Genomic DNA, 12,573 nt, shown 5'->3' with positions numbered 1-12,573 from the left:
TTCCGGCGCGGGCAAAAACCCCGGTCCCGCGCGCCACCGCGGGACCAAGCCGCATGACGAAACACCCGTCCTTCCGGAATTGTGAACACCGGGCATCCCGACAAGCCCGGCGGGAACCCTGTTTGCCGGCTCTCTACCCGGAGCCGGGGACCACGCAGCAACGTCGCTGCCTATGCCCGATTTGGCCCACCGTCCGCAACGCAGGCATCCGCCCCGGCATCATTATTCAACCGGCATATTCGCTGGCACCAGCCGCGCATTGCACCGTCAGCGCTCTTTCCCCATAGACAGCCCCAAGAGCCCCGCGGCTTCCACCTTGGGAGGTTTTCCAACCCGGACCGATGCCGCGCCAAGCCGCACCTTCACACCGCGGCCCGCATCAGAAAACCTTCACCATTCCTACCCATGCTGCGCTCTGTTCGAATGACGGCTTCTGATCGCGGGGCAGCTTATGATTAGGTATTGTCATCAGTAAGGCATGTGCCTAAGTTAGGCTCGTGCCTTACAATGATTCTCTCATCGAAACGACTTTCAGTGCGCTCGCTGATCCAACGCGACGTGCTGTCGTGCAGGCCCTCTGCAGCGGCCCAGCAGCAGTCTCCCAGCTCGCACAACCCTTCGATATGGCCTTGCCATCTTTCACGCAGCACTTGGGTGTTCTGGAAGATGCCGGGCTTATCTCATCCGAACGGCAGGGACGGACGCGTATCTGTTCTCTGAACTTGGATGCACTACGCATGGCTGAGGGTTGGCTTGCTGCGTACCGCCACCAAGCTGAAGAGCGCCTTGACCGTCTTGAGGCACACCTGAAACCGCAACGGAAAGACAAGCCCAATGAATGAACAAATCAAAAGCACCGTCGCTGACTGGTCGGCATCGCCGCTGGACCGGGAAATCGTCGTGTCCCGTGTCGTCAACGCAGATCGCCCAACCGTCTTTCAGGCTTGGACGGATCATGACCAGATCGTGAAGTGGTTTGGGCCTGACGGCTTCGAGTGCAAGACCCACGAAATCGACATTCGGACAGGCGGCGTCTGGCGGTTCGACATGCACGCGCCCGATGTCGCATGCTTCTCGAATAGAATGGATTTTGTGCGGGTTGAAGCCCCCCGGGTGATCGAGGCAATCCACGGAAAGGATGCTGACGACCCAGATCGATTCCGCTTGCTCGTGATCTTCGATGTGCAGGACGATGGCAAAACTGTCGTCACGATCCGACAGATTCATCCGACACCGGAGCGTCGCAAGATCGTTGTCGGTTTTGGTGCAGTGGAGCTTGGCGGGCAGACACTCTCGAAGTTGGCTGCGCTGGTCGAAAGTTCCTGACCCCGACCAAACGCAGGTCCTCGCAAAAGCGGTCGTTGACTCATATGCGTTGCCCGACCCTTGACGTTCATCGTAGATTTCGGCGCTGTCGGTTTGGGAATGCTGGGCAGGATGAACAGGTTTTCCAGATCGCCCCTTAGATCTATTGGGTTGAACGTTAGCTTCAACCTGATTGCCGCATTAACCGAGAGGTGAATGGCCTAGCGTTCTATTGCGCCCTTACCAGCGAAGATCTTGTCCCGGAACTTTTCGATCCGGGCGATGCGGGTTGCAGGTTTCTTGGCCTGGCTGAGGTTGAACATGTAGCTTCTCTGCCGGCCGGGGGTCAGGGCGTAAAATGCCTCGGACAGATCCGGGTCCGCGTCCAATGCATCGCCCAGTTCGTCCGGCATAGGGATCTCGGCGTGGATTTTTGGCGGCTTGGTGCCGGCGTCGGCATGGCCCATCAATTGTTGCAGATAGGCCCGGATCACAGGCTTCATCCCGGCAACCTTTCCGGCGCTTGTGAAACGGATTACTCCCGGTGTCCGGCTGTTCGGCCCTTGCCGCTCAAGAACGCACTCGGTGTCCTCCAGCAGGCCCGCATTCATGAACGTCAGCCGGAAATCGTCCCGGAAGGCGGTGATAAGCGCGATATTGCGGCCTGCGAACATGTAGTTGGGATGGGCCCATTTCACTGTCTCCTGCAGCCCCATGCCGAGGCAGATACGGCGCAGCTGATCAAGGCCTTCGGTCCATTGCCTGGCTGAGCAATCAGGTGTGGCAAACCTGCCGCACCGGCCGCAACCCTTGGTGAAGAAATCATCGGGCTCAGTAATCATTGCCATTGCTTGCAGTCCCTCCTGTTTCTGTTCCTACCATTGCCTGCGTGGACGTATTGACGCCGCGGCATCACCGGGCGCGCAAAGCACTTTTGCGCCAGATAACCGCCAAATGCCTTAGAATACCACTTTTTGCTGCCCCATATCGTTTGCATTGCATCCGGTCCGCCGGAAAACGCGAGTATACTCTACCGTAAGGTTCACGTTTGGCGGCTGAGGCTGAATAGGGAGAGAAAATCTTCGGCTGCTTTGATGTCGCCTGTAGTGCGGACTGTACCCACGGACACAAGATCCGCCAAAGGGCTGTTGCTGTAGACCGCGGCTGCCAGCGTATTGCCGGTGCCTGACAGCACAAAGGGCGCCTCCGGGGAGGTGACTGCGGTGGTTTGCAGTTGGCCCCTGGACAGTCTCATCTCAAATGCCTCGGTGCCGAAATCGAACCCAGCCAGTGCCTCGCGGCCCCCGGCACTGTCCTGCATCAAGTTCACTCCCATTGAAATCATCAGCGCTGATGGGCTGATGAAGCGGGAGGGGTCATGGCCCGGCACTGTCATGGCCCAGCGGCACAGCGCCTCCAGTACCGGCAGCAGGCCGCGGCCGGCATCTGTCAGCGCGTAGATGCCCAGCCGCTCCTCATGGTCCACCACACACGCCGCCGTCAGCTGTTCCAGCCGCCCGGTCAGCACACTGGCAGTGATGCCCGGCAGCCCTTTGCGGATCATCTGGAACCGCTTAGGGGTGAACATCAGCTCGCGCACGACAAGCAGCGCCCAGCGGTCGCCGACCAGGTTCAGTGCATGCGCTGCCAAGCAGCCTTCGTCATAGCGGATACGCGGGGATTTGCCATCTTTAGTCATTTTAAAATACTAACAGTTGTTTTTTACTACTTCAATTGGCACGATTGACGCAGGAGCAGGATTCGCTCCGCAGCACAAGGATATTTGAGATGACCTACTATACCGGCTCAGTCGCAGCGGTCCCGGCTGCGAACAAGACGAAATATGCGGAGCATGCGGAGGCTGCCTGGCCCCTGTTTGCATCCTATGGCGCAACCCGCATGGTCGAAACTTGGGGCGTTGATGTTCCAAGAGGAAAGGTCACCGACTTCTACGGCGCCGTGAACGCGCGGGAGGGCGAAGCCATCGTGTTTTCGTGGATCGCTTGGCCCGACAGGGCAACGGCGGATGCGGCGTGGCAAAAGATGGAAGGCGATCCCGCGATGAAGGAGCTGCCGGAAATGCCCTTCGACGGCAGCCGCATGATCTTTGGCGGTTTTTCACCGGTTTTTGAGCGGGGCGACCACACCGGCGCGAGGTACTATCAGGGCTTCCTGCTTGCGGTGCCGGAAAAGAACAAGGCGGCCTATGAGGAGATGGCGGAGGAGGGCTGGCAGATGTTCAGCAAGGGCGGCGCGCTCGGGCTGATCGAGAATTGGGGCGAGGACGTGCTGCACGGTAAAAAGACAGATTTCTACCGCGCCACCAAGGCCAAAGAGGATGAAGTGCCGGTGTTCAGCTGGTCCGCCTGGCCTGACCGCGCCACCTGCGATGCCGCCGCCAAGGCGATGGAGGCGGAAATGGGCAATATGGATATGTCCGCGATGCCCTTTGACGGCATGCGGATGATGTGGGCCGGTTTCGAGCCGCTCTTCGACTCCGGAGCGAAAGCATGACGCTCACGCTCATCACCTATGATTGGCTGCCCGAGTTCCCCCGCAGTTTCGTGCGCGACATGCGCGTGCGGTGGATGCTGGAGGAACTCGGCCTCCCCTATCAGGTTGAGACCGTCCCCGTTCACCCCAAGAGCGCGGCGCACCTGGAAATGCAGCCCTTTGCGCAGGTGCCTGTAATCCGCGACGGGAAGCTGACCCTTTTCGAAAGCGGCGCAATCCTGATGTATCTGGGGGAAGGCACCCTGTTGCTGCCCGGTCCGCGGCGTGCGGAAGTGACGCAATGGCTCTTCGCCGCGCTGAACACCATCGAAGTTGCCGTCATCCGCTGGGTGACAATGGTGCTTGCGGAGCGGAGCCCGGAGTTTTTCGGACCGGCGCCGTCTGCGGAGATCACCGCCCATGCCAGGCGGGAGCTGGATACGAAGCTGGCGGCGCTGGAACAGGCGGTTGCAGGACGGGAGTGGCGAGCCGGTGCATTCAGTATTGCCGATATCGCGATGGTCGAAGTGCTGCGCGTGCCGGAGGCCGAAGGCGCCTTGGAAGGTTACCCGGCGCTCACGGCTTATGCGGAGCGGGCCACCGCCCGGCCCGCCTTCAGCAAGGCAATGGCAGACCATATGGCCCATTGGCAGGCGGCGGATGCCGCGCGCGCCGCCGCTGGCCTGGCTTGACGCCCAGCTGGACCGAACCGGGCGTTGCCAAGCTCTGCGGTCCAGCCGGATCCAGGAATTTCACCAATCCGAGCTGCAAAAGCCCGAAGACAGCCTTGAAGGAGAACAAGGAATGGCCATTGCAAAGAACACGGTTTGCCTCTGGTATGACAAAGAAGCTGAGGCTGCAGCCCGCTTCTATGCGGAAACTTTCCCCGACAGTTCAGTAACGGCCGTGCTATCTCGCGCCCAGCGACTATTCTTCCGGCAAGGCAGGCGAAATGCTTATCTACCGATGCCCGGCAGGTGAGACGCTGACATACTGCTGCACGACCGAAGAAGGCGGCCTGGTGGTACGGCGATACTGGACCAACGTCTGTCAGGCCTGCCCTGTCAAGGCGCGCTGCACGACCGGCAGGGAACGTCGTATCACCCGATGGGAACACGAGCATCTGGTCGACGGGATGCGTGGCCGTTTGAGCCGCGACCCGGCCTTGATGGGCCTCCGCCGCTCAACCGTCGAGCACCCGTTCGGCACAATCAAGAGCTGGATGGGAGCGACGCACTTCCAGATGCGAACGCTCAAGAACGTCCGCACCGAGATCGCCTTCCATGTCCTCGCCTATAACATCAAGCGGATGATAGCCCTGATCGGGGTACGTGGGCTTCTGACTGCCATTCCGGCGTGATGGGCGGCGCTCAGCTCAAATTGTACCGCAAAAAACGCCACAAGAGCGCGGATTCAGCCCTCTCCGGCGTATAAGGCGCTAAAGTGACCCAAAATTCGGCTGCCTCCACAAAATCGACTGAAACATCCTCATCGTCGAGAAACCAGGCGAGTTTCCACACACCCTCAGCCCATTGCGGACATTCACGTTCGGGGCTGCAGTTCATCCACTTCTCGCATAGTCTGGCCGAAAGAAGATGGAGAAACGCATGGCGCTGCCCCAGAATAGGGAACTTGATCGGTTGTCAAAGAACACGCCATTAAGTCTGAACCTGCTTGAGTTGACCCACGCAATCACCCAGCGTCAGTGGACCGCTCGCGAGATTGCGGAAGCATCGCTGTCTCGGATCGAGGAGCTTGACCACGGCCTGCATGCCTTTTGCACATTGGACGATACGGCCTTGGAGCAGGCCGATGAAACCGACCGTCGCCTTTCCGCCGGTTTGCCCGTGGGACCACTGGCGGGCGTTCCGGTTGCCGTGAAAGACCTGATTTGCACCCGAGGGATGCGAACAACTTTTGGATCACGCCTCTATGCGGATTTTGTGCCTGGGCAAGATGATATAGTTGTCGAACGCCTGAGAAAAGCTGGTGCGACAATCATCGGTAAGACAAACACGTCTGAATTCGGCTATGGCGGCGTTGGCCACAATCACGTTTTCCCCACAACCCGCAATCCCTGGAATGTGGCTCTGACGCCGGGTGGGTCGAGCGCCGGTTCGGCAGTAGCCGTTTCCACCGGCATGGTTCCATTGGCCCTGGGCAGCGATGGCGGCGGCTCGATACGCATTCCGGCATCACTTTGCGGCGTTTTCGGTATGAAGCCATCATGGGGACGGGTGCCTCTATATCCAAGCTGTCGCGATCCACACTACCCCGGACAGTCCGGTTGGGAGAGCCTTGAACACATCGGCCCCTTGACCCGAAATGCAACCGATGCAGCACTTGCGCTTTCCGTAATATCCGGCCCCTCAGCCTACGACCGTCATTCTGTTCCGTCTGAGAGCGGTGACTGGGTTCTGAGTAGTTTGGACGCAATGGCAAACATCCGCATCGCATTTACGGGCGACCTCGGGTTTGCGATCGTGGATCCGGAAGTTCGCTCTGTTTTTGAACAGGCTGTCGAGCGTCTGAGAACGGCAATCAGCCAGGTCGAGTGTGCTTACCCGGCGGTTGGCAACACCGAAGGATTACTCGACACGCTTGTTGCGCTTGAGACGGACCGAGTCGGCCTGAAAGCCATGACTGCGGAACAGGGTATCGAGTTGGATGGCTGGATCGGAAGCATCCTTGAACGAACCTGGACCGGCGACCAGTTCACAGCTGCCATCATGGAACGCAAGCGCATCGCAAATCTCACTGCGGACTTCATGCGTGATTTCGATTTTCTGCTGACCCCCGCAACCGCAAGCGCCGCCTTTCCGATTGATACCTACGGCCCTGACAAGATTGCAGGGCAGATGCTGCCACCGTCGTCATGGGTTCCGTTCTCCGCGCTCGCCAATTTCACCGGGTTGCCTGCCGCCTCGGTGCCCATTGGTTTTACCCAGGATGGCCGACCGATCGGACTGCAGATCATGGGACGCCACCTGGACGACAAAGGCGTCCTTAGCCTTTGCGCCATTGTGGAGAAGCTCTTTGCGCAAGATCTTAGGTCAACGCCATCTGTCTGACCCGAAATGGCTACCGCGATTGATCAGGGCACAAAACCGATATCTGTCGCGAAGTCTGTTAAATCTGAAAGGCAGCCTTGTTCCGCACTGCGTGAGTTCACCAGTTTTAAAGCTTCGCAGCCGCAGCGAACGGCTGAAACGGTGGGCTGCGCCGCAGCACAAAACTTCGGCTGGTTGCGTCAAACGGCCGAGGTTGCAAAGGGCGCTTCCTGCGCTTCGCTGCACCTGCTGCCGACCGCAGCATTCAAGGTTGTAAGCCAGGGTTGTTGAATGTTCGTTTTCACAGAGATGGGCAGAAGGCTTCGCACTTGCAGCATCCTTGGGGCTGCAACCTTCGGCTAGGGCCGCTTTGGGCTGTGATCGGCATGCTGCTCAGCACCTTGCGCAACACTGGAAAACACAACACGGCGGCCGACAAGCGGCCGCCGTATGTCCCGCTTAGTTCCTCGTCTTCGCCTCAGCCGGTCCAGTTCACTGCTTGCGCGTAAATAAGGAATACAGTTGCGATCCCGATCCAAAGACCGAACAGCGGCAGGAAAAACCGGACCCAGCGGTCCCAGGACACTCCGGCCAGCGCCAGCGTTGCCATGAAGTAGCCTGAAGTCGGGTAGAAGATGTTCGAGAGACCATCGCCGAGCTGATAGGCCAGTACCGCGTTCTGGCGGGTAACGCCGATCAGGTCCGAAACCGGCGCCATGATTGGCATGGTGACGAGTGCCTGGCCGCTGCCCGACGGCACCACGAAGTTGAAGCCGAGCTGCGAGACGAACATGCCGACCGCTGACACCGAGCCGGGCAAGTCGCCGACCAGGCTGCCCAGGCCATGCACCAGCGTGTCCATCACCTGACCCTGCTCCAGCATCACCGCGACCGCACGGGCCAGGCCGACGATGATCGCTCCCATCAGCACGTCGCGGAAGCCTTCGTTGAAGGCCTCGCAGATTTTGTCCGGGGTCAACCCGGCAATCAGCCCGACAGTTGCGCCCATCAGCACGAACAGCCCCGCCATTTCCATCATGAACCAGCCGCGTGTCAGCACGCCCCAGACCATCAGGCCAAAGAACATGAGCGCGGCAACTCCGGCCCAGCCCTGTCGGGTGGTAAAGCGCATTGCCGGCGCCTCCAGGTCATGCACATAGGCTTCGCGCTTGGCCGCTTCCTTGGGGTCGTCGGCCAGCAGGCTTGCCTCCGGGGATTTCTGCACCCGCAGGGCATAGCGCATCAGATAGGCAATCCCGGCCCCCAGAAGGCACATGAACAGCAGCGCCCGCAGGCCGGCGCCGGAGTAGAGCGGCAGCTCGGCGATGGTCTGGCCCAGTCCGGTGTTGATCGGGTTCAGCACCCCAGCGGTAAAGCCCGCGGTGGTCGCCAGCAGCGCGGTGGCAACCGCGGTGATCGAGTCGAACCGCAGCGCGATCATCAGCGGCAGGATCACCGGCACATAGACCAGTGCCAGTTCCTGAGTGCCGATCAGCGTCGCCACCACCGCAAAGATCACCATCAGCGCGGGAATCATCAGCACGCTGCGCGCCGCGAAGCGCCGGGTCAGCTTGTCCACTACCACGTCGATGACGCCGGTGCGGCGGATCACCATGAACATGCCGCCGATGATGAAGGTGAAGAACACCACCGTCGAGGCATTCACTAGGCCGTTCGGCACGGCCAGCATGAATTGTTCCCAGCCGATCGGGCTGGCCTCGACATAGCGGAAAGAGTCGGGATCGACGGCACTGCGTCCGTTGGGCAGTGTCACCCGGTCGTAGAGCCCGGCCGGCACGAAATGAGTCGCCAGCGCGGCCAGCGCCGTGAATACGAATAGGATCACATAGATATGCGGCATTCGGATTCCCTCCTCCTGAAGTTCCGCTTCCATTTCCTGATGCTGTGCTGACATGTATTCCTCCCTTGCCGCCACTCTCAAATGCCTGTTGACATCTTCTGTAAAATGTTAGGTGCTATATTATAGTTGTGACAATCAGGGATTCCGAAAAGCATCTATCCGGATTTCTTGAAGGACTTCCTGATTCATTTAATATTCAAAGGGTTGAGGATGAAAGACGCGACCGGATCAGGACAAGAGCTGCAGGCGGGCCAGGCTTTTGAGGCGCTGCTTGCGGCCTTGCGGCAAGGCACGCTTAGGGCCAATGAGTTCATTTCCATGCCTAAACTTGGCGAATTGATCGGCTTTCCGATTGCCGCCACCCGCGAGGCCGTCAAGCGGGCAGAGACACAATCCCTTGTCAGCATCCTGCCCAAGCGCGGCATCGTGGTGATGGACGCGAGCCCGGAACTGACGCGCGCCTGCCTGGACATGCGGGCCTTGCTGGACAAAGAGGGGGCCTGCCGTCTGATCCGGGCCGGTGTGCCGTTGCCGCTCAACAGTCTTCGGGGAGCGCATGAAGCGATGCTGCAGCTGGCACAATCCGGCAGCGGCGCAGATCTGCCTGCCCAGGCGCTCAAGACCGACCTCAGCTTGCATGACCTGCTGGCGAGCGGGCTGGACAATCCCTTCCTGCGCAGCGTCTATGACGCCAACCGGAACCGTCTTTCTGTAATTCAGACCGCCCGCGCCTTTCTGGTTGACCGCATTGTCAGCGCCATGGAGGAGCACCTCGCCATCATCGCGGCCCTGCGCGCGCACGACGCGGAACAAGTGGGGAAGGCAATTGACCACCATTGCCGTCAGACAATGCGCTGGTGGGGAGTAGATGCGCGTTGAGAGTTTCCTACGCCGCAAAGATGCGGGTTCGCGTGGAAAATGTGGCGTCCTTTCCCGAGAGGTCAGGAAACGAAAAGCCCAGATAAGCAGCCACCGGGTTCCCGGAGGATGCTTCAATAAAAGTAGCTGCTGCTCTGGCCCCTGAAATCTGGATCGTTTGAAGCTGGAGTTTTCGGCTAATCTCTCCTGGCTGGGAAGAGGAGCGGAAACGCATGAAGGCATCGAAGTTCACGGAGGCGCAGAAAGCGTTCATCCTGAAGCAGGGCGGGCAACGCACACCGGTGGCGGAGATCTGCCGGAAGGCCGGGATCATCCAGGCGACTTATTTCAACTGGAAGAAAAAGTATGGCGGTTTGCTACCGGACGAGATGCGCCGGTTGAAGGGACTCGAAGACGAGAACACGCGGCTGAAGAAGATCGTGGCCGACCTGACGCTGGACCGGGAGATGCTTCAGGACGTCATTCGGCGAAAGCTCTGAATCCTGGCCGTTTGCGCGAGATTGTCACCGGGATGTGCGTCGATTGGGGGGTGTCGATCCGGAAGGCTTGTGGGGCCATCTGCTTCGACACATCCACCTACCACTACAAGTCCCGGCGGACGGATCAGGCTGCCGTTGAACGGCGGATCAAGGAAATCGCAGAGACGCGTGTGCGCTATGGCTACAGGCGCGTCCACGTGCTTCTGAGACGGGAGGGCTGGGTGATCAACATGAAGAAGACACGCAGGATTTACAACGAGTTGGGCCTGCAGCTCAGGAACAAGCACCCCAAGCACCGGGTGAAGGCCAAGCTGCGGGAAGACCGTCAGGAAGCCGCCGGGTCGAACGATGTCTGGGCGATGCCTTGCCCGAAAGGCGATTGCGCAAGCGCAATCTGCCGGAAGGGACTTCGTCCACGACCAGCTCGCCCTGGGTAGGAGGTTGCATATCCTGACCGTTGTCGACACGCATTCCCGGCTCTGCCCTGCGGCCGATCCGCGCTTCACCTATCAGGGCGAAGATGTTGTGCAGACGCTCCAACGGGTCTGCGGGCAGATCGGCTACCCCAAGACGATCAGAGTCGATAACGGCCTATGTCGGGAAATTCCGGCTGCTTAGGTCAGCAGGTCATGGGGCATCCGGAGTCCCGGACGCCCTGACAGGTTTGCCCAGACGGGCTCTGCCGTCAAGAAATGATCTCTTCCATAGCAAACACAGGGTACGCGCTCTGGCGGCCCTCACCGTCCTTAATACGAGATCCCAAATCCCAAGCAGAAAGCCCGAACATTATCTACGAGGTCAGCGAACTGCCTCCACGGCCGTTACAGAGAGAGGTCCTTCCGCCTGGGCTCACCCCTCGAAGAAGGGGCGATAGGGTTCACCGTGTTTGACCACGGCGTGAACGGTGCGCGCCATCTTGGCAGCAATCGCGGTATAGGCCTTGCGGCGCAGGTGAGCATTGTGCCGCTCCTTTGAGATGTAACGCTCGAACTTGTCGCGGAAGCTGTTGGTCCGCTTCAGCGCGGCCGTCTGACCCGCCATCCAGAGCGTGCGCCGGAGCCGGGCATTGTCATACTTGGAGATCTTGCTTTGTCCGCGGAACATCCCGGATTGCACGGCGGCGAGATCCATGCCGCAGAACTTAAGGAACTGGCGCTGATGCCGGAAGCGGCGCAGATCACCCGCTTCAGCCAGGATGGTCATGGCATTGATCGGGCCGATGCCGGGAATGGTCGTCAGCAGCTGATAGTCAGGCAGACCGGACAGGAGCTCGACGGATCTGACCTCAATCTCATCGCGCTGCCGGATCAGGCTGCGGCCTTCGGCGAGAACGAGGCGGAACATACGCACGGCGTCGGAATCCGGGCCGACAGGAAGCCCGACTGAACCCGCAGCAGTCGCGTAAATGTCGGAAAGCAGGCGTTCTTTGGCTACCTTGCGGCCAACAACTTGCCAAGCATCGGCGATGAAAGCCTGCCGGCTCATGGCCGAGATCATGTGAGGGGACGGGTACTTCTCGAGAAACGCCAGGAACCAATCCGTCCGGGAGCTTCTGTGAAACCTCTCGGCTTCGGGAATGAACACAAGAAGAGTGCAGGGCGGCGCGCGATCCTCAAACCAACGGTGATCCGAGCCGTCGATCTGGATCAGCTCGCCAAAGCATTCCCGGCGCAGGCGCGGTTGGTGGAACTGGCGCCGCTGCTTGCGCGAAAGCCAAAGACCGTCCTCGGCCATCCATTTGCGCAACGTCTCGCGTGAGACTTTGAACCCGTGATGCGCGGCCAGCATCTCAGCGGCCAGTGTCGGCCCAAAATCCGGGTAGTTCTCTTTGATCAGGCTCAGTGCATACTCGCGCTTGGCCCTGTGAATCCGATTGTTCGGAGGCTTGCCGCGCGCCTTGTGCCGGATCGCAACGGCACCGTCCTGACGGTATCGCTTCAGCAGCCTGAATACCTGGCGCCGCGTCAGATCCAACAGGTTCGCCGCGTTGTCTACCGTCAGCCGACCATCATCGATCTGCGCCAAAACCTCCACGCGGTTCAGTTCGCGCTCGCTCATCGTTACCCATCCCATGTCTGCTCCCGCTGCCTGTTCTCATGGCAGGAAAGAGTGGCATTCCTGAATTGCTAAAGGGTGACAGTTTAGCTTTGCGCGTACATCAAATGTTGCAACCATTCAGAAATGTCACCGGCTGCGCAAAGCGGGAATGTCACCAAGAGGCGTGACGGGAGCAAGGCTTTGCAGCCCGGAGACCTCATATATCGAAGGGCTGAAAAGCCTTGCGAGGCTCAGGTCATAGACCGAGCTTTCGCTGCTCTTTCTTATTGTAGAATGCTTTGATGCCTTCTTCGCGCAGGATCTCTTCGAAGGCGCGCCAGGCGAGACCATCACCGAAGAAGGGCGGGTTATCGGAAACCGTCAACGTGCCGAACTGGTTCTCCACGGACAGGATCCAGCCGGGATCGATGCTGGTCCGGTAGATCTCAACATCGAAATGATGCCCGTC

At 59.7% G+C, this 12,573-nt stretch carries 12 protein-coding genes and 3 pseudogenes; 10 read left to right on the top strand and 5 right to left on the bottom strand.

Annotated elements, in window-relative coordinates:
• The first annotated feature begins 497 nt into the window (after window positions 1-497).
• On the top strand, window positions 498-842 hold the full coding sequence (locus VOI29_RS16555; protein WP_323781028.1) for a metalloregulator ArsR/SmtB family transcription factor: 345 nt from the start codon (window positions 498-500) through the stop codon (window positions 840-842).
• Entirely contained in the window at window positions 835-1,326 is a 492-nt protein-coding gene (locus tag VOI29_RS16550) for an SRPBCC domain-containing protein (protein ID WP_323781025.1), read from the top strand. The genes VOI29_RS16555 and VOI29_RS16550 overlap by 8 nt, the downstream gene beginning before the upstream one ends.
• Before the next feature lie 200 nt (window positions 1,327-1,526).
• On the opposite strand, the gene VOI29_RS16545 is transcribed toward VOI29_RS16550, so the two are convergent.
• The gene (locus VOI29_RS16545) at window positions 1,527-2,153 is read right to left on the bottom strand and encodes a YdeI/OmpD-associated family protein (RefSeq protein WP_323781022.1); all 627 of its coding nucleotides are present in this window, start codon (window positions 2,151-2,153) and stop codon (window positions 1,527-1,529) included.
• A gap of 194 nt (window positions 2,154-2,347) precedes the next feature.
• Window positions 2,348-3,004 (bottom strand): winged helix-turn-helix transcriptional regulator, encoded by a 657-nt coding sequence (locus VOI29_RS16540; protein WP_323781019.1) that lies wholly within the window; start codon window positions 3,002-3,004, stop codon window positions 2,348-2,350.
• An 89-nt stretch (window positions 3,005-3,093) separates the two neighbouring features.
• Between VOI29_RS16540 and VOI29_RS16535 the strand changes: the two genes are divergently transcribed.
• The 6 genes and pseudogenes from VOI29_RS16535 to VOI29_RS16510 all read left to right on the top strand — a co-directional run bounded on the left by VOI29_RS16535 (window position 3,094) and on the right by VOI29_RS16510 (window position 7,139).
• Window positions 3,094-3,819, top strand: coding sequence for a DUF1428 domain-containing protein (locus VOI29_RS16535; protein WP_323781016.1), 726 nt, complete (start codon window positions 3,094-3,096; stop codon window positions 3,817-3,819).
• Window positions 3,816-4,490: a glutathione S-transferase family protein gene (locus VOI29_RS16530; protein ID WP_323781013.1), complete on the top strand. Its 675-nt coding sequence runs from the start codon at window positions 3,816-3,818 to the stop codon at window positions 4,488-4,490. The genes VOI29_RS16535 and VOI29_RS16530 overlap by 4 nt, the downstream gene beginning before the upstream one ends.
• Window positions 4,384-4,779, top strand: coding sequence for a VOC family protein (locus tag VOI29_RS24680; RefSeq protein WP_416361549.1), 396 nt, complete (start codon window positions 4,384-4,386; stop codon window positions 4,777-4,779). Before VOI29_RS16530 ends, VOI29_RS24680 begins: the two co-directional genes overlap by 107 nt.
• Window positions 4,757-5,158 (top strand): annotated as a pseudogene (locus tag VOI29_RS16520) (transposase); the annotation flags it as partial. The gene VOI29_RS24680 and the pseudogene VOI29_RS16520, both read left to right, overlap by 23 nt.
• 247 nt (window positions 5,159-5,405) lie before the next feature.
• On the top strand, window positions 5,406-6,869 hold the full coding sequence (locus VOI29_RS16515) for an amidase (RefSeq protein ID WP_323781006.1): 1,464 nt from the start codon (window positions 5,406-5,408) through the stop codon (window positions 6,867-6,869).
• A gap of 6 nt (window positions 6,870-6,875) precedes the next feature.
• Window positions 6,876-7,139 carry a hypothetical protein gene (locus VOI29_RS16510; protein ID WP_323781004.1) on the top strand — a complete coding sequence of 88 codons (264 nt, stop codon included), beginning with the start codon at window positions 6,876-6,878 and terminating at the stop codon, window positions 7,137-7,139.
• Between the two features lie 187 nt (window positions 7,140-7,326).
• Here VOI29_RS16510 and VOI29_RS16505 read toward each other — a convergent pair whose 3' ends face one another.
• A complete protein-coding gene (locus VOI29_RS16505; protein WP_323781001.1) occupies window positions 7,327-8,763 on the bottom strand; it encodes a YfcC family protein in 1,437 nt (478 codons plus the stop codon).
• A 156-nt stretch (window positions 8,764-8,919) separates the two neighbouring features.
• On the opposite strand from VOI29_RS16505, the gene VOI29_RS16500 reads away from it, so the two are divergent.
• Window positions 8,920-9,588: a GntR family transcriptional regulator gene (locus tag VOI29_RS16500; RefSeq protein ID WP_323780998.1), complete on the top strand. Its 669-nt coding sequence runs from the start codon at window positions 8,920-8,922 to the stop codon at window positions 9,586-9,588.
• Window positions 9,589-9,800: 212 nt separating this feature from the next.
• A pseudogene (locus VOI29_RS16495) lies at window positions 9,801-10,658 on the top strand (transposase); the annotation flags it as partial.
• Between the two features lie 199 nt (window positions 10,659-10,857).
• Here VOI29_RS16495 and VOI29_RS16490 read toward each other — a convergent pair.
• Both VOI29_RS16490 and VOI29_RS16485 read right to left on the bottom strand, forming a co-directional pair.
• Window positions 10,858-12,140, bottom strand: a pseudogene (locus VOI29_RS16490) (transposase).
• 220 nt (window positions 12,141-12,360) lie between these two features.
• Window positions 12,361-12,573 (bottom strand): hypothetical protein (locus tag VOI29_RS16485; protein ID WP_323780993.1); only part of this gene is annotated, 213 nt, incomplete at its 5' end.

This window comes from Leisingera sp. (assembly GCF_034669605.1).
In the GTDB taxonomy this organism is placed as follows: domain Bacteria; phylum Pseudomonadota; class Alphaproteobacteria; order Rhodobacterales; family Rhodobacteraceae; genus Leisingera.
This window is presented reverse-complemented; position numbering and strand designations above follow the sequence as displayed.

Coding starts and splice junctions, on each gene's coding strand:
- VOI29_RS16510 (WP_323781004.1), top strand. CDS start 6,876: ATGGCTACCGCGATTGATCAGGGCACAAAACCGATATCTGTCGCGAAG.
- VOI29_RS16505 (WP_323781001.1), bottom strand. CDS start 8,763: ATGTCAGCACAGCATCAGGAAATGGAAGCGGAACTTCAGGAGGAGGGA.
- VOI29_RS16550 (WP_323781025.1), top strand. CDS start 835: ATGAATGAACAAATCAAAAGCACCGTCGCTGACTGGTCGGCATCGCCG.
- VOI29_RS16545 (WP_323781022.1), bottom strand. CDS start 2,153: ATGGCAATGATTACTGAGCCCGATGATTTCTTCACCAAGGGTTGCGGC.
- VOI29_RS16515 (WP_323781006.1), top strand. CDS start 5,406: ATGGCGCTGCCCCAGAATAGGGAACTTGATCGGTTGTCAAAGAACACG.
- VOI29_RS24680 (WP_416361549.1), top strand. CDS start 4,384: ATGCGGAGCGGGCCACCGCCCGGCCCGCCTTCAGCAAGGCAATGGCAG.
- VOI29_RS16500 (WP_323780998.1), top strand. CDS start 8,920: ATGAAAGACGCGACCGGATCAGGACAAGAGCTGCAGGCGGGCCAGGCT.
- VOI29_RS16530 (WP_323781013.1), top strand. CDS start 3,816: ATGACGCTCACGCTCATCACCTATGATTGGCTGCCCGAGTTCCCCCGC.
- VOI29_RS16540 (WP_323781019.1), bottom strand. CDS start 3,004: ATGACTAAAGATGGCAAATCCCCGCGTATCCGCTATGACGAAGGCTGC.
- VOI29_RS16535 (WP_323781016.1), top strand. CDS start 3,094: ATGACCTACTATACCGGCTCAGTCGCAGCGGTCCCGGCTGCGAACAAG.